Origin of the sequence: Burkholderia sp. R-40, assembly GCF_049942845.1 — a bacterium.
In the GTDB taxonomy this organism is placed as follows: Bacteria; Pseudomonadota; Gammaproteobacteria; order Burkholderiales; family Burkholderiaceae; genus Burkholderia; species Burkholderia ambifaria.
Genome location: NZ_CP187968.1, coordinates 2,654,542 through 2,671,686, shown reverse-complemented (window position 1 = coordinate 2,671,686; position 17,145 = coordinate 2,654,542). Strand labels below are relative to the sequence as shown.

The window sequence follows — 17,145 nt, the reverse complement described above, 5'->3', positions numbered from 1 at the left end:
GCGGGCGGCCGGCATCATTGCGCGGCGGCGCCCGTCTTGACCTGACGTAACGCGACGGCGGCTTCGGATTCGTCCGCGTGCCACGCGGACAGCGCCTGTTCGGCGTGCGCGAACGCGCGGCGCATCGTGTCGTTCACATCGTGGCCGGTGCTGGACGGCAGCGATGCCGGCGCGCGATCGTGCATCAGCAGTTCGAGCCGCACGTCGTAGGTCCGGTCGCCGTCATCGCTCGTGCGCGACTCGATCGTCAGCCGGCAATCGGCGAGCCGTGCGCGGAATCGTTCGAGCCGCACCAGTTGCGCCCCCGCCTCGGCTTCGAGTGCGGCGTACCCCGTGAATCCGACGCAGACGATCTGCATGCCCACGCCCATGGGGCGCCTCCTGACGAGATCGGTGCCCGTCGACCGCGTACCTGTCACTGTGTATCCCTGTCCCGTACGCGGCGCGATGACCGACGCGGCGCTCACTGCCCGTGGCAGCCCCACCTGCGCGCAACCATCGGCGCGAGAGAATTCATACGCTGAATGTCTGCGACGCCTTCATTTCGATCCACGTCATCCCGGCCCGCAGCCCTTCGATCGCCGCCTCGTGCTCGGTCGGATACGCGTGACTGTGTTCGAACGTGTGATGAAAACGCGCCGCCCCCGTGCCATGCTCGACGGACACACGACAACGGAACTCGCCGGATTCGCACGGTCGCGTCTCGATTTCGACCGACCAGTCGCGTTCATGAATCGTACCTTGCAGTGTCATGCGCCCTCCTGCGGGATCAGTCGTCCTCGAGCCGGAAATGACCGCTATGCAGCAACACCGGCCGTCCCCCGATTTCTTCGAGCATTCGTCGTGCCATCGCATCGATCGCCGACCGATGCGCTTCGAACGCAGCGAGCAGATCCCGCTCGAGCAGCGACGGCGCGCCGAAATGGTCTTCCAGCGCTTCGGCCGTGATCGCGCACTGCACGCAGCGACCATCGACCAGCGCCGAAAATGCGACGACCAGATCGCGTCCGCAATATTCGGGCGGTTCCGGTGGAAAGGCAATCTGCATCTGTCCGCCTGTCATCGTCGTGACGATCCCATGACATGAGCATAGCCGCCTGCACGGCCGCACGCTTGACCCACGTCAACGGCTTCGCTGCGCCGCACGATGCGGCGCCCTTCGCTTGGCGTGGAGCGGCGTTCAGCCCGCGTCCGCGTCGATTGCCGCACCGCGCTCGGCCAGCAGTTCGCGCAGCACGCCGCGATGGCAGCGGCGTTCGTCCTCGCAGTAGCAGCCGATCGAGAACGCGCTCGTCGCCGATAGCGCGGCGAGCAGATCCAGCACCTTCGGCGCGTCGCCATGCGCCATCTCCGCGCGAAAGCGGCGCGTGAACGCGCGCCATTCGGCGTCGGTTTCGGCCGCCAGCGCCTGCGCGACGAGCTCGGGACTCGGCGACAGCGTCGGCAACCATACATCATAGTAGTTGCGCGACGCGAATTCCGCCTTCGGTACGCCGCGCGGCGGTCGCCGCACCGTGCCGATCCTCAGGCCCTCGCCGGCCGCGCGCGGCGTGCCGAGCCGTACGATTCGAATTGCCATGCCGTTCCTTCGTCCTGCGTTCGAGTTTCCATCGTAGCGCCGCGCCGCCGCCGTGCAACAAAAAACCGGCTGCCTCCACGAAGGAGACAGCCGGTTTCGGCGCAACGCTCGGGCGCCCGGAGGCGTGCGGTCAGACGCCGCTCTTCAGCACCTTGCCGATGGATTCCGCGACGATGCCGACGTTCGAATCGTTCAGGCCCGCGACGCACATGCGGCCCGAACGCAGGATGTACACGCCGTGCACTTCGCGCAGCGCGTCGACCTGGGCTTCGGTCAGGCCCGTGTACGTGAACATCCCGCGCTGCTTCACGTAGCGCGTGAGCGCTTCACCGCTGACGTGGTCGCGCAGGCCGTCGTGGATCGACTGGCGCATGCGCGCGATGCGGCGGCACATCGCGGCGAGCTCTTCTTCCCACTGCGTGCGCAGCGCCGGCGTGTTGAGCACCGTCGCCACGACCTTTGCGCCGTAGGTTTGCGGGTTGCTGTAGTTCGAGCGCACCGCGCCGGCCAGTTGGCCCAGCACGCGCTCGGCCGCGGCCGCATCCTCGCAGACGACGCTCAGGCCGCCGACCCGCTCGCCGTACAGCGAGAAATTCTTCGAGAATGAGTTCGCGACGAGCGCCGGCACGCCGCGGCGGGCCAGTTCGCGCACCGCGAACGCATCCGCGTCGAGGCCCGCGCCGAAGCCCTGATACGCCATGTCGACGAACGGCAGCAGCCCGCGCGCCTCGATCACGTCGATCAGCTTCTCCCACTGGCCTTCGTCGAGATCGACGCCGGTCGGGTTGTGACAGCACGCGTGCAGCAGCACGATGCTGCGCGCCGGCAGCGCGTCGATCGCCGCGAGCATCGCGTCGAACTTCAGGCCGCCAGTCGCTTCGTCGTAGTACGGATACGTGTTCACCGTGAAGCCGGCGCGCTCGAAGATGAAGCGGTGGTTTTCCCAGCTCGGATCGCTGAGCCACACCTGCGCGTCCGGGAAGTAGCGCTTCAGGAAATCGGCGCCCACCTTCAGCGCGCCCGAGCCGCCGAGCGTCTGCACGGTCGCGATGCGGCCGGCCGCGCGCGCCGGGTGATCGGCGCCGAACACGAGCGCCTGCATGGCGTCGCGATACGCGGCGAGGCCGACCATCGGCAGGTAGGGTTTCGGGCCGAGGTCGCGCTGCAGCGCGGTTTCGGCTTCGCGCACGGCGCCCATCACGGGAATCCGGCCTTCTGCATCGAAATAAATGCCGATGCTCAGGTTGACCTTCTGATCGCGCGGATCTTTCTGGAAGTTCTCGTTGAGCGTCAGGATCGGATCGCCCGGGTACGCGTCGATGTGTTCGAACATGGCTATGTCGGTCTCGTCTGGAAGGATGGTCGTGGTGCCCGTGTCAGCGCGCGGACGCGCCGTCGCGCATCGCATAGCCCGCATTCTTCTGCCGGAAGCGATACCCGATCGCGAGCACCGCGAGCCATACGGGGATCAGGTACACCGACAGACGGAGATCCGGCGTCAGGTACATCACGACGAGAATGCCGGCCATGAACACCAGGCACAGGTAATTCGTGAAAGGATAGCCCAGACTGCGGAACGAAGTCTGCTCTCCGGCGATGCGCTTGGCCTGGCGGAACTTCAGGTGGATCAGCGTGATCATCGCCCAGTTGATGATCAGCGCCGACACGACGAGGCCCATCAGCACCTCGAACGCCTTGCCCGGCATGAAGTAGTTGACCAGCACGCACGCGCCGGTCGCGAGCGCCGACGCGCCGAGCGCGGCGAGCGGAATGCCGCGCTTGTTCACCGAGCACAGCACCTTCGGCGCATTGCCCTGCTTCGCGAGGCCGAACAGCATCCGGCTGTTGCTGTACACGCCGCTGTTGTAGACCGACAGCGCGGCCGTCAGCACGACCACGTTCAGCACGTTCGCGACCAGGTTGCTGCTCAGCGCATGGAAGATCAGCACGAACGGGCTGCCGCCGGTGACGACCTTTTCCCACGGATACAGCGACAGCAGCACCGCCAGCGCGCCGATGTAGAAAATCAGGATCCGGTAGATCACCTGGTTGGTCGCGCGCGGAATGCTGTGCTTCGGATCGTCGGCCTCGGCCGCGGTGATGCCGATCAGCTCCAGCCCGCCGAACGAGAACATGATCGCCGCCATCGACATCACGAGCCCCGACACGCCGTTCGGGAAGAAGCCGCCGTGCTGCCACAGGTTCGCGATGCTCGCCTCCGGGCCCGCGTGGCCGCTCGCGAGCAGCCAGCCGCCGAAGCCGATCATCCCGACGATCGCGGCAACCTTGATGATCGAGAACCAGAATTCCGTCTCGCCGTACGACTTCACGCTCGCCAGGTTCAGCAGGTTGATCGCGACGAAGAACACCAGCGCGGACACCCAGGTCGGCACGCCGGGCCACCAGTACTGCACGTAGATCCCGACGGCCGACAGCTCGGCCATGCTCACGAGGATGTACAGCACCCAGTAGTTCCAGCCGGACAGGAAGCCGGTGAAGTGGCCGACGTACTTGTCGGCGAAGTAGCTGAACGAGCCGGCCACCGGCTCGTCGACGACCATCTCGCCGAGCTGGCGCATGATGAAGAACGCGACGACGCCGGCCACCGCGTAGCCGAGCAGCACGGACGGGCCGGCCATCTTGATCGTCTGCGCGATGCCGAGGAACAGCCCCGTGCCGAGCGCGCCGCCGAGCGCGATCAGCTGGATGTGCCGGTTCTTCAGCCCCCGCTTCAGGCCGTCCTTCTCGTTTCCAGAAACCATGTCTTCTCCATGTTGCCCGCCTCCGCCGGAAGCGGTGCGGCACGCCTCGGTGTGCCGGGCGTTGTTTTGCTGTGCCGGCGGCCGTTCGTGGAGCCGCCGGGTTGGGGACTGCGATCTTCGCGCGGTGACGCCCGATTCCTGTCGGCAGGCCCGCCAGCCCGGCCGCCGACCGTCGTCCTCGCCCGCGTCGCCGCGGCCGCGCACGAAAATCCGGCGTCAGTTTAGCGTCGCGACGGCGAAATCGGGTTGCGTAACCCGCTCATGCAAACCCTACATTATGAGATAAAATTGCACCCCGGAGACAGACGAGGAAACAAAAATGCCTGAACCGGTTCTCGATCGCATCGATCGCCACTTGCTGTCGGTATTGCAGGAGAACGGCCGCGCGTCGAACCTCGATCTGGCGAAGGCCGTCGGCCTGTCGCCCGCGCAGACGCTGCGGCGCCACCGCAGGCTCGAGGAGATCGGCGCGATCCGCCGCTACGAAACCCGTCTGTGCCCCGATACGCTCGGGTTCGGCGTCACCGCGTTCGTGCACGTGACGATGGAGCGCGGGCATATCCGTGACCTGTCGAAGTTCCAGAAACTCGTGTCGGATCTCGCGCAGATCCAGGAATGTTTCTCGGTGACGGGCGATATCGACTACGTGCTGAAGGTCGTCGCGCATGATCTGAAGGGGCTGTCCACGTTCCTGCTCGAAACGCTGATGCGCATTCCCGGCGTGAGCGGCGTGCATTCGAGCGTGTGTCTCGATGAAATCAAGTGCACTAGTGCGATGCCGTTGGAAAGTTGATGGGCGGCCGCGCAGTGCCGCGGGCCGCGGGTTCGCCCGTCGTGCTCACCGCACCGCCTCGAACGCGCTGATCAGCAGCGCCCCGCAAGCAATCACCAGACACCCGCCCGCGCGACGCGGCGTCAGCCGCTCGCCGAGATACACGCGCGCGATCAGCGCCGCGAACACCACGCTCGTTTCGCGCAGCGCCGACACCGGCCCCATCGGCGCGCGATCCATCGCCCAGATCACGATCCCGTACGCGAGCGCCGCGAACACGCCGCCGCCCGCGGCCTTCGCCGTCTCGCCGATATCCTGCGTGAGCCGCAGCGGCCCCGCGCGCAGCCGGTAATACGCGGCCATCAGCAGCCCGGTCAGCACGAACATCCACCCGGTATAGCCGACCGTGCTGCCGCTTTCCCGCACGCCGATCCCGTCGACCACGCTGTACGCGGCGATCGATACGCCGGTCGCGAATGCGGTAAGCAACACGGGCGCCATCCGGTGTGGCGCGCCCCGCCCGCGCTCGAGCCCGATCGCCAGAATGCCGGCGCAGATCAGCACGAGTCCGCATTGCGCGCCCACGTTCAGGCGCTCGCCGGCGAACACCGCCGCGCCCAGCGTGACGAGCAGCGGCGCGGTGCCGCGCGCGACCGGATACGCGACGCTCAGGTCGCCGTGCTCGTACGCGCGCACCAGCAGCAACGTATAGACGACATGGATCACCGCCGACGCGACGACGCAGGCCCAGCTCGCGGGCGTGATCGGCGCGGCGCCCGGCAGGAACAGCAGCGCGAAGAGCCCGATCGCGATCTGCAGCACCGTGGCCGAGCGCAGCCGGTCGCCGCTGCTGCGTACGAGTGCATTCCACGACGCATGCAGGAACGCGGCACAGAGGACGGCAAGCAGAACGGGGATCGGCACGTTGAATACTCGCTGACGGCCGGCAACGCGAAATCGTTGCCGGGGCCGATCATCGTATGAATGTGTCACCGGATTGTCAAAAAAGCCGCTGCACGACCTCGCTGACCGACCGACCCGGCGCGTGCCGCGGCCCGCCCGGCACGGCATCTACGGCGATGACCGCCGCCCGCGGCCGAATGTGTCGCGCAGGTTGCGTCGGCCCGTGCCTTTCCGCTGTCTTTCGCGCCGCGTCGTGCCGTAATGGAATCGATACCGCGGCGCAACCGTCGCGAAACCGATTCGCCCCCATATCTTCATACCGGGCTGTTTCAATGCCGGTGCTCCATCACGAGCCCCGCGCCAAACCGAGACGACGACGGGGCCGCTCTCCACCATCGACCACCTCACCTGGAGTTTCCCGATGTTCCGTCAAGCCTTGCTCGTCACCGCCTGTGCAGCCGCAGCGCTTGCGCTGTTCGCCTGCGGCGGCAGCGACGATCCGACGTCGACGCCCGCGGTGTCGTCGCAGGATGCACTGCAGACCGCCACGCCGATCAAGCACGTCGTCGTGATCTACGGCGAAAACGTGTCGTTCGACCACTACTTCGGCACCTACCCGAACGCGTCGAACCCGTCCGGCGAACCGGCCTTCACCGCCAAGCCCGGCACGCCGACGATCAACGGGCTGACGGGCACGCTGCTCACCGCGAACCCGAACTTCACGAACACGGCCAACGGCACCGACGCCGCGAATCCGTTCCGCCTCGACCGCACGCAGGCCGCGACGGCCGACCAGAACCACGCGTACACGGCCGAGCAGCAGGCCGAGGACAACGGCCTCGCCGACCTGTTCCCGAAATACACCGGCAAGGGCTCGTCCGGCGGCGCCGGTGCGTTCGGCACGAAGGGCCAGGTGATGGGCTACTTCGACGGCAACACCGTCACCGCGCTGTGGAACTACGCACAGCGCTTCGCGATGAGCGACAACGCGTATACGACGGTCTACGGCCCGTCGACGCCGGGCGCGCTGAACGTCGTGTCGGGCCAGACTAACGGGATGCAGATCGTCAAGACGTCGAAGCAGCCGTCGACGCTCGCGGCCAGCTCGTACTACATCAACGACGGCCAGGGCGGCTTCACGATGATCAACGACGTCGACCCCGGCTTCGACGTGTGCTCGAGCACGACCGACCAGGCGATGATGACCGGCAAGAACATCGGCGACCTGCTGAACGCCGCGAAGATCACGTGGGGCGGCTTCATGGGCGGCTTCAACCTGTCGACGACCAACGGCAACGGCACGACCGGCTGTAACCGCAGCACCGTCGCCACCGCCGTGAACGCGGCGACGACCGACTACATCCCGCACCACAACTGGTTCCAGTACTACGCGTCGACCGCGAACCCGCAGCACACGCGTCCGAGCAGCGTCGCGGCGATCGGTTCGAGCGTCCAGGCCGACGGCAAGACGGCCGAGCCGGCGAACCACCAGTACGACAGCGACGACTTCTTCGCGGCCGTGAAGGCCGGCAACTTCCCGTCGGTCAGCTTCCTCAAGGCGCCGGCCGCGCAGGATGCGCACGCGGGCTACTCGGATCCGCTCGACGAGCAGGCGTTCGTGACGAAGGTCGTCAACTTCCTGCAGCAGCAGCCCGACTGGAAGAACACGGCCGTGATCGTCACCTATGACGACTCCGACGGCTGGTACGACCACGCGTACACGGCGCCGACCCACGCGTCGTCCGATGCGGTCGACCAGGTGAACGGCAACGGCGCATGCGGCACGGGCGGCACCACCGGCGTGAACGGCGGCACCGTGAACGGCCGCTGCGGTCCGGGTGTACGCATTCCGCTGGTCGTGATCTCGCCGTACGCGAAGCAGAACTATGTCGACCACACGATGATCGACCAGGCGTCCGTCGTGCGCTTCATCGAGGACAACTGGCTCGGCGGCCAGCGCATCGGCGGCGGTTCGTTCGATGCGACGGCAGGCGACCTGCGCGGGCTGTTCGACTTCTCGTCGAAGCCGAATACGGCGCCGCTGTATCTCGATCCGACGCAAGGCACCGTGCTGAGCGCGGCGCCGTCGATCTGACCGGTAACAGCAAGCAGCAGCAGGCCGGCGCATCGTGCGCCGGCCGTTTCCATTCAACGCGCCGCCTTTACGCCGCGCCCGACTTTCGACCGCCAGCATGACAGCTCGTCCCGCGTTCCCGTCTCCCGACGCATCCGGCGCCGCCGCGCCGCGTTCCCCTGCCCGCGTGCTGCGCCGCGCGGCGTTCGTGCTCGGCGCGGCCGTGCTCGGCTACGGCGCGTTCGCGATCGCGTTTCCGGCTCGGACGCCGGCGGCGATCGGCGACGTCGTCGCCGACTGGACGGGCGCGAATCCGCATCCGGTCGTGCTGCAGCGCCCGGCCGCGCAGCCGCTGTCCGCGGTCGCGCAGCTCGGTCGTGCATTGTTCGCCGATCCGTCGCTGTCGGCGTCCGGCAAGCAGTCGTGCGCGTCGTGCCACAGCCCCGATCATGCATACGGGCCGCCGAACGGGCTCGATGTGCAGCCGGGCGGCCTCGCGATGACGCAGCAGGGTTACCGTCCGCCGCCGTCGCTGATGTACCTGTACCGCCAGCCGAATTTCAGCATCGGCCCCGATGCGGGCGAAAACGACGCCGCGCCGAGCGTCGCGCAGCAGGCGGCAGCCGCGGCCGGCGTCGTGAAGGCGCAGAAGGTGGCCGGCACGTCGGCCGCGCCGCAGCTCGTGCCGCAAGGCGGGATGTTCTGGGATGGCCGCGCCGATACGCTGCAGCAGCAGGCCTTCGGACCGTTGCTGAATCCGGTCGAGATGGCGAATGCGAGCGTCGACGACGTCGCGCGCAAGCTCGCGCAGTCGTCGCATCGCGCGCAGTTCGAGCAGTTGTTCGGCGCGCGCGTGTTCTCCAGTCCGCAGCTTCTGGTGTCGGAGGCGATGTTCGCGATCGCGCGGTATCAGGTCGAGGATCCGTCATTCCATCCGTACAACAGCAAGTACGATCGCTGGCTCGAGGGCCGCGCGCGCCTGACGCAAGCCGAGTTGCGCGGGCTGAGGCTCTTCAACGATCCGGACAAGGCGAATTGCGCGGGCTGCCATCTGTCCAAGCCCGGCAAGGACGGCCTGCCGCCGATGTTGACCGACTACCAGTACGAGGCGCTGGGCGCGCCGCGCAACCGCGCGCTCGCGCAGAACCGCAACCCGGCGTTCCACGATCTCGGCGTGTGCGGGCCGTTCCGCGAGGACCTGAAGGACCAGACGCAGTATTGCGGGATGTTCCTCACGCCGACGCTGCGCAACGCGGCGACGCGCCAGGTGTTCTTCCACAACGGCGTGTTCCATACGCTCGACCAGGTCATGGCGTTCTACAACGAGCGCAGCATCTCGCCGCAGAAGTTCTATTCGCGCGGCGCGGACGGCAAGGTCGACGAGTACGACGATATTCCGCCGCAGTACCGCGCGAACGTCGACGTGACCGATGCGCCGTTCGACCGCAAGCCCGGCGACAAGCCCGCGATGACCGAGCAGGACATCAAGGATATCGTCGCGTTTCTCGGCACGCTGACCGACGAGCCGGCACGCTGAGCAGTCGCCGTTGCACTAGCGGAGCAGCGCAACGTTCTCGTCGATCCGATGCTGAATGTACGTCAGGGTATCGTCGGTAATGGTGCCCTGATAGTCGCGCGTCGCAATGGCCGACCATCGGCTGGCCACCGAGCGGCGCCACAAGACACACTATGCTCAAGAAGTGTAATTCCCTGATATTGGGCGTTACAGGTGCATATGCCGTCACTATCACCAGTAAAGCAGAATTAACTCCCGATGGACGGATGTCCCGTCACATCGCGCCGCATTCTCGATACCACGCGCCATACGCCGCTTCGCGCCCCGCGTTTTCCCCTACCTCCAACTCCTTGACGCCACCGGCCCTCATCGACAACACTTTGCCCATCGCAAGTGTGATCACAGATCGCAGATCAAACCCAGGAGAACCCCGGCCTTGGCACCCCGTATCGTCCCGCCCGCACTGAAAGTCATCGAATCGGAAACGATGGCCGACAAGGTCTACCAGCAACTGCGCGAAGCGCTGATGAGCGGCCGTTTCGCGCCCGGTCAGGCGCTGAGCCTGCGCAGCGTCGCCGAGGCGGTCGGCTCGTCGACGATGCCCGTGCGCGCCGCGCTCACGCGGCTGCGCGCCGAACGCGCGCTGGTCGACGGCCCGAACCGCGCGCTCGTCGTGCCGCCGATGACGCTCGACATGCTCGACGAATTGCGCGACGTGCGGATCGCGCTCGAAGGATGCATCGCCGAACGCGCGTGCGCACGGATGACCGACGCGCAGATTGCCGCCGTGCGCAAGACCTGCGAAACGATGCAGGCGCAGGTCGAGGCCGGCCGTTCGCGCGCCTACCTGCAGAGCAATTTCGCGTTCCACAGCGCGATCTACGCGCACGGCGCGAGCGACAGCACGCTCGCGATCGTCGAGAACCTGTGGATGCGCGTCGGGCCGTTCCTCAACATGGTCGCGCTCGATATCCCGCACATGCGGCGCTCGATGGATGCGCACCGCGCGATCGTCGACGCGCTCGAACGGCGCGACGGCACCGGCGTACGTGCCGGCATCGCGCTCGACATCGGCGGCGCCGCGCACGATCTCGCCGAAACGCTGCGGGCCGAGCAGACGCCGCGGCGCGCGAATGCGAAGCCGTAGCGGCCACCTTCCGCGGCAAGCAGCCCCCGAGGCGCGCCGCACCCGATAACTTCAACGATGGAGACAACCCGGCATGACAGCTTCCGATCTGCTGAAACCTTATGACGGCCTGCGCGTCCTCGTGACGGGCGGCGCGTCGGGCATCGGTCTCGAGATCGCCGACGCGTTCGCCGAATGCGGCGCGCGCGTCCACGTGTGCGATGCGTCGCCGGCCGCGATCGCGGCGCTGGCGGACCGGCCGTCGCGCGCCGCGATCAGTGCGACGCTGGCCGACGTATCCGATCCGGCCGCGGTCGAGCGCGTGTTCGAGGACATATCGACGACGCTCGGCGGCCTCGACGTGCTCGTCAATAACGCAGGCATCGCCGGCCCCACGGGCGGCATCGACGAAATCGACCCCGTGCAGTGGGAGCAGACGGTCGCGATCAACCTGAACGCGCAATTCCAGTTCGCGCGGCGCGCGGTGCCGCTCCTGCGTGACGCGAAGCACGGCGGCGCGATCATCGCGCTGTCGTCGGTCGCGGGGCGGCTCGGCTACGCGTTCCGCACGCCGTATGCGGCGACCAAGTGGGCCGTCGTCGGTCTCGTGAAAAGCCTCGCGATCGAGCTCGGACCGCTCGGCATACGCGTGAACGCGATCCAGCCCGGCATCGTACGCGGCCCGCGGATGCGCCGCGTGATCGAAGCGCGCGCGCAGCAGCTCGGCATCGGCTACGACGAGATGGAGAAGCGCTATCTCGACAAGATCTCGCTGCGACGCATGACGGATCCGGCCGAAATCGCCGCGACCGCGCTGTTCCTGTGCTCGCCGGGCGGGCACGGCATCACCGGGCAGGCGATTTCCGTCTGCGGCAACGTCGAAGTGCTCTGACGCCTCCTGCATCGCTCATCGTAAGGAATCCTCTCGTGGCAAACGCTCGCAAAGTCATCATCACCTGCGCGCCGACCGGCGCGATCCACACGCCGTCGATGTCGCCGTACCTGCCCGTCACGCCGCATCAGATCGAGACGGCCGCCGTCGCGGCCGCGCAGGCCGGCGCCGCGATCCTGCATCTGCACGCGCGCAACCCGTCGGACGGCAAGCCGACGCAGGACCCGGCCGTGTTCGCCGAATTTCTGCCGCGCATCAAGGCGCAGACCGACGCGGTGATCAATCTCACGTCGGGCGGCAGCCCGCACATGACCGTCGACGAACGGCTGCAGCCCGCGCTGTATTTCCAGCCCGAAATCGCCTCGCTGAACATGGGTTCGATGAACTTCGGACTCTATCCGATGCTCGAGCGCTTTCGCGAACTGAAGCATCCGTGGGAACGCGAACATCTCGAGAAGAGCCGCGACCTGGTGTTCAAGAACACGTTCGCCGACATCGAGACGATCCTCACGCGCTGCGGCGCGAACGGCACGCGGTTCGAGTTCGAGTGCTACGACATCTCGCACCTGTACAACCTTGCGCACTTCGTCGACCGCGGGCTCGCGAAGCCGCCGTTCTTCGTGCAGAGCGTGTTCGGCCTGCTCGGCGGCATCGGCGCGCATCCTGAAGACCTGATGCACATGCGCCGCACCGCAGACCGCCTGTTCGGCCAGGACTACGTGTGGTCGATTCTCGGCGCGGGCCGCAACCAGATTCCGCTCGCGACGATCGGCGCCGCACAGGGCGCGCACGTGCGGGTCGGGCTCGAGGATTCGCTGTGGATCGCGCCCGGCCAACTCGCCGAATCGAGCGCCGCGCAGGTATTGAAGATGCGGCAGGTGCTCGAGGGGCTGTCGCTGGAGATCGCGACGCCGGCCGAGGCGCGCGCGATGCTCGATCTCAAGGGTGGCGACGCGGTCCGGTTCTGACCGCCGGGTCGCGCCCGACACCCGCCCAACACCAGGACCCGCAAGCGCAGAGACAAGGCGCCGGCCCGAGCCGGCCGGCGCCAGGACGCCCTTGATCGCCCCGCTCCCGCCCGAGCGCCGCCGGCGCGGCTCCGTCGTCTGCCCCTCCGCTGCGCGCGACGCAGCGGCCTCTGCCGAACGCTGCGCGCCGTGCTTGCCGTGTGCGCCCGTTCGCCTTTACCGGAGTCGTCCGCATGTCCACTCAACACGTCCAGATCCTGCCTTCCGCGGCCGGCGACGCAAGCGCGTCGCTCAACCGGCTGCTGTTTCGCAAGCTCATGCCGCTGCTGATCGCCGCCTACGTGATCAGCTTCCTCGACCGCACCAACATCGCGTTCGCGAAGCACTCGATGGGCGTCGATCTCGGCATTTCATCCGCGGCCTACGGGCTCGGCGCCGGCCTGTTCTTCCTGACCTACGCGCTGTTCGAGATCCCGAGCAACCTGATCATGCATCGCGTCGGTGCGCGCTTCTGGATCACGCGGATCATGATCACGTGGGGCGCGTTGTCGGTCGCGATGGCGTTCGTCGGCGGCCCGACGTCGTTCTACGTGATGCGCCTGCTGCTCGGCGCCGCCGAAGCCGGACTGTTTCCGGGCGTGATGCTGTATCTCACGTACTGGTTCGGTCGCGAGGAGCGTGCGCGGGCAACCGGCTATTTCCTGCTCGGCGTGTGCATCGCGAACATCGTCGGCGGGCCGCTGGCCGGCGCGCTGATCGAACTCGACGGCACGCTCGGCTTCCACGGCTGGCAATGGCTGTTCGTCGTCGAAGGGATTCCGGCGATCCTGCTCGCCTTCGTCGTGTGGACGCGCCTGCCGGACCGTCCGAGCAGCGCGCCGTGGCTCGCCCCCGAAACCGGCCGCGCACTCGAACGCGCGCTCGCAGCCGAACAGGATGCCGGGATCGCCGCCCACGGCGGCCACAGGTTCGGCGCCGCGCTGCGCGATCCGCAGATCTGGCTCGCGATCTTCGTGTACTTCTGCCACCAGCTGACGATCTACACGGTGATCTTCTTCCTGCCGAGCATCATCGGCGCATCGGGACGCTTTTCGCCGTTCGCGGTCGGGTTGCTGACCGCGTTGCCCTGGCTCGCCGCCGCACTCGGCGCCGCAACCCTGCCGCGCTTCGCGCGCGAGTCGCATCATTCGCGCCGGATCCTGTGCGCGGGCCTCCTCGTGATGGCGGCCGGAATGGTAGGCGCCGCAAACGCGTCGCCGGTGGCCGGCCTCGCTTGCGTATGCGTCGCCGCGTCGATGTTCTTCGTCGTGCAGTCGATCGTGTTCACGTTTCCGGCGTCGCGACTCGCCGGCAGCGCGCTGGCCGGCGGTCTCGGTCTCGTGAACACATGCGGCCTGCTCGGCGGCTTCGTCGGCCCGACCGTCGTCGGCGCGATCGAACAGGCGACCGGGAATGCGAAGAACGGACTGACGCTGCTCACCGCGGCGCTCGTCGTCGCCGCGTTCGCGAGTCTCGCACTGCGCCACGGGCACGAGCGGCCCGCTGCGCGATCGCAAGGCTGAGCGCGCACGCGATTCAAGCCGGCGCGATGTGGCGGGCCGCCCCGCCTGCATCGCGTCGCGTTCGATCAGAACAGATACATCCCTGCGACGAACACCACGCCCGAGAACAGCAGTGTCGTCACGCAGTACCCCATGATGTCGCGCACGCCGAGCCCGGCGATCGCGAGGGCAGGCAGCGCCCAGAACGGCTGCGCCATGTTGGTCCACGCCTCGCCGTAGGCGATCGCCATCGCGGCCTTGCCGAGATCGGCGCCGAGCGCCTGCGCGGCCGGCATCACGAACGGGCCCTGCACGACCCAGTGGCCGCCGCCCGACGGCACCGCGAAATTGATCACGGCCGAGCTGAGGAACGCGAGCAGCGGGAACGTGTGCACGTTCGCGATATCGACGAACCACTTCGTGATCACGCCCGCGAGCCCCGAGTGATCCATCAGCGCCTGGATGCCCGCGTAAAAGGGAAACTGGATCATGATTCCCGATGCGCCGCGCGCCGCGCCGGCCACCGCGCGCGCATAGGCCATCGGCGTACGGTGCAGCAGGATGCCGGCCGCGAGGAACGCGAGGTTCACTGTGTCGATGTCGAGCGCGAAGCCTTTCTGCATGAAACGCAGCACGAGGAACGCCGCGCACAGCGCCGCAACGACGACCGACAGCGCGCGGCTCTCCTCCATCCGTTCAGCGAACGTCGCGTCGGGCCCGAGCTGGCGCTCGACGCTCGGCGGTTCCGCGAGCAGCGCCGGATCGACGCTGACGACGTCGCCGGGCTTCGGCATCATCATCCGCGCCAGAAACGGCAGCATCACGATCAGCCCGATCGTGATGAACGCGTTGTAGCCGGTGAAGATCGTGTCCGACACGGGAATCAGTCCGACGGTCTTTTCCATCGGATTGCCCTTCGTCGCGGCGACGAGCGGGACCGAACCCGACAGCCCGCCGTGCCAGCTCAGGAAACCCATGTACGCGGACGCGACGAGCAGCCGATAGTCGCTACCGGCCACGCGGCGCGCGACTTCGCGCGCGAGCATCGCGCCGAGCACGAGGCCGAAGCCCCAGTTGATCGCGCAGGCGAGCGCGCCGACGAACGCGACGAGCATCACGCCCTGCCCCGGCGTGCGCGCGGTGCTTGCGAGCGCAACGAGCAGGCGGCGCACGGGCGGCGAACTCGCGAGCGCGTGGCCGGTGACGAGGATCATCACCATCTGCATCGAAAACGCGAGCAGGTTCCAGAAGCCTGAACCCCACATCGTCGTGAGTTGCACCGGCGTGGTCGGCGTGAGACCGAAGGCGAGCGCGAACGTGGCGATCGTCAGCAGGATCGCGAAAATCAACGGGTCGGGCAGCACGCGGTGGACCACCTGCGTGAAAAAGCGGGAAATGCGTTGGACCAACTTGAGCTCCTCGTTTCCTGATACGGACATCCGCGCGCGTATGGTTCGTTGTTCGGTGGCGCGGAAACGCGCGGATTTTTGCACAGAACCAAAAGACGCGCTTTGGGGTGCGCACCATCGCGATCAGGCAGCGCTACGCGCGAGAAGAGGCGAGGAAACGGGAAGGAAAACGACGTCGGGCAGCCCCGGGGGAGCCGCCCGTGCGGATGACTTCGGTGGACGGATGACGGCGCGGGTCAGTGGGTCGCCGTCGCCGCCGCCGTCTCCGGCGTGCCGACCGTCGCGATCTCATTCGCGCGCCGCTCGGCCAGTTGCTGCGCGAAACGATACGCAACGAGCGACCCGGCCACGGCCAGCAGCATCGGCACGAGACTGTCGTGATTCACGCGCGTGAATTCGAGCAGCAGCACGACGGCCGTGATCGGCATCTGCATCGACGCGGCAAGAAACGCGGTCGCGCCGATCAGCGCGCACCCGCCGATCGACGCGCCCGGCCATACGAGGCCCCACAGCCCGCCGAGCACGACACCCAGCAGCGCACCGTTCGCGAGACCCGGCGTCAGCAGCCCGCCCTCCGCGCCCGCACGCAGGCTGCTCGCCTCGATCAGCACCTTCAGCACGAGCAGCGTCGCCGCGACGCCGATCGTCAGCGTGCCGTCGAAACCCAGCGAAGCCGGCCCCTTGCCATTGCCGAGCAGTTGCGGAAACCACATCGCGAGCACACCGATCACCGCGAAGTTGACCAGCGCGAGCACGGGCAGCAGCCGGCCCTTCGGCGCATCCGCCCGCGCACGGGTCGTGAGCCGCACGAAACCGTATGCGGCGAAACCGAACAGCGGCCCGCAGACGATCGACCACGCGACCAGCGGCGTGCTCAGCACGAACGCAGGCACCGTGTACTGATGTTCGTTGCCGAGGCCGACCCATGCGACAGCCGCCGCGATCGCCGACGTGACGACGGCCACCACCAGCGCGCGCAATTCGAATGTGCCGAGCAGCACTTCGAGCACGAACACGGCGCCGCCGAGCGGCACGTTGTAGACGGCCGCGAGGCCGGCGCCCGCGCCGCACGCGACCATCAGCCGGCAATCGGCAGACGTGAGCCCCGCACGGTGCGCGAGCTGCCCGGCGAGCAGCGAGCCGATCTCGCGCGGGGCGACTTCGCGACCGAGCGGCGAACCGAGCGCGACGGTGACGATCTGCAGCAGCGCGTGAACCGTCGTGCTGACGAACGGCATCCGCGGATCGGCCGCACGCACCGCGCGGCGGATGCTGACGAGCGGCCGGCCGTACCGATAGAGCGCCCACCAGCCGCCGCCCGCGACGAGCCCGCAGACGACGAGCACCGCGAGCCGGCGCAACGGGTCGGCCAGCGTCACGCCCGCGAGGAAGCTCTGGGTGCCGACCACGTGCGACAGGCTGTAGCCGTAGGCCACATGCTGGATCGCGTGCAGCAGCAGCGCGAGCAGCATCCCGCCGAAGCCCGCGCCGATGCCGGTCAGGACGGTGACGACCGCCATTCGCGCGAACGGGCTGGCGGACGGCGAAGAATACGCGGGAGCGGATGGAAGGTCGAGGCGCATGAGGTCGGCGAACGAGAATC

Annotated in this window: 16 protein-coding genes; 7 read left to right on the top strand and 9 right to left on the bottom strand. The window is 67.7% G+C overall.

What is annotated here, in order from left to right:
* Positions 1–14: 14 nt before the first annotated feature.
* The 6 genes from ACP26O_RS28285 to ACP26O_RS28260 all read right to left on the bottom strand — a co-directional run bounded on the left by ACP26O_RS28285 (position 15) and on the right by ACP26O_RS28260 (position 4,341).
* Entirely contained in the window at positions 15–371 is a 357-nt protein-coding gene (locus tag ACP26O_RS28285) for a metal ABC transporter ATPase (RefSeq protein ID WP_175662798.1), read from the bottom strand.
* A gap of 142 nt (positions 372–513) precedes the next feature.
* Positions 514–753 (bottom strand): hypothetical protein, encoded by a 240-nt coding sequence (locus ACP26O_RS28280; protein ID WP_006752669.1) that lies wholly within the window; start codon positions 751–753, stop codon positions 514–516.
* Between the two features lie 16 nt (positions 754–769).
* Positions 770–1,063, bottom strand: coding sequence for a DUF1488 domain-containing protein (locus tag ACP26O_RS28275; RefSeq protein ID WP_011658772.1), 294 nt, complete (start codon positions 1,061–1,063; stop codon positions 770–772).
* A gap of 117 nt (positions 1,064–1,180) precedes the next feature.
* Positions 1,181–1,579: a DUF488 domain-containing protein gene (locus ACP26O_RS28270; RefSeq protein WP_011658771.1), complete on the bottom strand. Its 399-nt coding sequence runs from the start codon at positions 1,577–1,579 to the stop codon at positions 1,181–1,183.
* A gap of 130 nt (positions 1,580–1,709) precedes the next feature.
* Complete coding sequence (locus ACP26O_RS28265; protein ID WP_175662799.1) at positions 1,710–2,912, bottom strand: amino acid aminotransferase; 1,203 nt, start codon at positions 2,910–2,912, stop codon at positions 1,710–1,712.
* Between the two features lie 43 nt (positions 2,913–2,955).
* On the bottom strand, positions 2,956–4,341 hold the full coding sequence (locus tag ACP26O_RS28260; protein ID WP_105831010.1) for an amino acid permease: 1,386 nt from the start codon (positions 4,339–4,341) through the stop codon (positions 2,956–2,958).
* Between the two features lie 319 nt (positions 4,342–4,660).
* Between ACP26O_RS28260 and ACP26O_RS28255 the strand changes: the two genes are divergently transcribed.
* Entirely contained in the window at positions 4,661–5,134 is a 474-nt protein-coding gene (locus ACP26O_RS28255; protein ID WP_006759289.1) for an Lrp/AsnC family transcriptional regulator, read from the top strand.
* A gap of 45 nt (positions 5,135–5,179) precedes the next feature.
* Here the strand turns inward: ACP26O_RS28255 and ACP26O_RS28250 are convergent, their stop codons facing one another.
* A complete protein-coding gene (locus ACP26O_RS28250; protein ID WP_175662800.1) occupies positions 5,180–6,037 on the bottom strand; it encodes an EamA family transporter in 858 nt (285 codons plus the stop codon).
* A 400-nt stretch (positions 6,038–6,437) separates the two neighbouring features.
* Here ACP26O_RS28250 and ACP26O_RS28245 point away from each other — a divergent pair, with 400 nt between their 5' ends.
* From ACP26O_RS28245 to ACP26O_RS28220, 6 genes are all read left to right on the top strand, one after another.
* Complete coding sequence (locus ACP26O_RS28245) at positions 6,438–8,111, top strand: phospholipase C (protein WP_175662801.1); 1,674 nt, start codon at positions 6,438–6,440, stop codon at positions 8,109–8,111.
* Between the two features lie 97 nt (positions 8,112–8,208).
* Positions 8,209–9,627 (top strand): cytochrome-c peroxidase, encoded by a 1,419-nt coding sequence (locus ACP26O_RS28240; RefSeq protein ID WP_175662802.1) that lies wholly within the window; start codon positions 8,209–8,211, stop codon positions 9,625–9,627.
* 415 nt (positions 9,628–10,042) lie between these two features.
* Complete coding sequence (locus tag ACP26O_RS28235) at positions 10,043–10,753, top strand: GntR family transcriptional regulator (RefSeq protein ID WP_175654819.1); 711 nt, start codon at positions 10,043–10,045, stop codon at positions 10,751–10,753.
* A 73-nt stretch (positions 10,754–10,826) separates the two neighbouring features.
* Entirely contained in the window at positions 10,827–11,624 is a 798-nt protein-coding gene (locus ACP26O_RS28230; RefSeq protein WP_175662803.1) for an SDR family oxidoreductase, read from the top strand.
* 35 nt (positions 11,625–11,659) lie between these two features.
* A complete protein-coding gene (locus tag ACP26O_RS28225) occupies positions 11,660–12,592 on the top strand; it encodes a 3-keto-5-aminohexanoate cleavage protein (RefSeq protein ID WP_175662804.1) in 933 nt (310 codons plus the stop codon).
* A gap of 233 nt (positions 12,593–12,825) precedes the next feature.
* Positions 12,826–14,154, top strand: a complete 1,329-nt coding sequence (locus tag ACP26O_RS28220; protein ID WP_175662805.1) for an MFS transporter — start codon at positions 12,826–12,828, stop codon at positions 14,152–14,154.
* Between the two features lie 65 nt (positions 14,155–14,219).
* Here the strand turns inward: ACP26O_RS28220 and ACP26O_RS28215 are convergent, their stop codons facing one another.
* Positions 14,220–15,542: a TIGR00366 family protein gene (locus ACP26O_RS28215; protein WP_175662806.1), complete on the bottom strand. Its 1,323-nt coding sequence runs from the start codon at positions 15,540–15,542 to the stop codon at positions 14,220–14,222.
* A 236-nt stretch (positions 15,543–15,778) separates the two neighbouring features.
* On the bottom strand, positions 15,779–17,125 hold the full coding sequence (locus ACP26O_RS28210) for a chloride channel protein (RefSeq protein ID WP_175662807.1): 1,347 nt from the start codon (positions 17,123–17,125) through the stop codon (positions 15,779–15,781).
* Positions 17,126–17,145 lie beyond the last annotated feature (20 nt).

Coding starts and splice junctions, on each gene's coding strand:
- ACP26O_RS28285 (WP_175662798.1), bottom strand. CDS start 371: ATGGGCGTGGGCATGCAGATCGTCTGCGTCGGATTCACGGGGTACGCC.
- ACP26O_RS28280 (WP_006752669.1), bottom strand. CDS start 753: ATGACACTGCAAGGTACGATTCATGAACGCGACTGGTCGGTCGAAATC.
- ACP26O_RS28275 (WP_011658772.1), bottom strand. CDS start 1,063: ATGACAGGCGGACAGATGCAGATTGCCTTTCCACCGGAACCGCCCGAA.
- ACP26O_RS28270 (WP_011658771.1), bottom strand. CDS start 1,579: ATGGCAATTCGAATCGTACGGCTCGGCACGCCGCGCGCGGCCGGCGAG.
- ACP26O_RS28265 (WP_175662799.1), bottom strand. CDS start 2,912: ATGTTCGAACACATCGACGCGTACCCGGGCGATCCGATCCTGACGCTC.
- ACP26O_RS28260 (WP_105831010.1), bottom strand. CDS start 4,341: ATGGTTTCTGGAAACGAGAAGGACGGCCTGAAGCGGGGGCTGAAGAAC.
- ACP26O_RS28255 (WP_006759289.1), top strand. CDS start 4,661: ATGCCTGAACCGGTTCTCGATCGCATCGATCGCCACTTGCTGTCGGTA.
- ACP26O_RS28245 (WP_175662801.1), top strand. CDS start 6,438: ATGTTCCGTCAAGCCTTGCTCGTCACCGCCTGTGCAGCCGCAGCGCTT.
- ACP26O_RS28240 (WP_175662802.1), top strand. CDS start 8,209: ATGACAGCTCGTCCCGCGTTCCCGTCTCCCGACGCATCCGGCGCCGCC.
- ACP26O_RS28230 (WP_175662803.1), top strand. CDS start 10,827: ATGACAGCTTCCGATCTGCTGAAACCTTATGACGGCCTGCGCGTCCTC.
- ACP26O_RS28220 (WP_175662805.1), top strand. CDS start 12,826: ATGTCCACTCAACACGTCCAGATCCTGCCTTCCGCGGCCGGCGACGCA.
- ACP26O_RS28210 (WP_175662807.1), bottom strand. CDS start 17,125: ATGCGCCTCGACCTTCCATCCGCTCCCGCGTATTCTTCGCCGTCCGCC.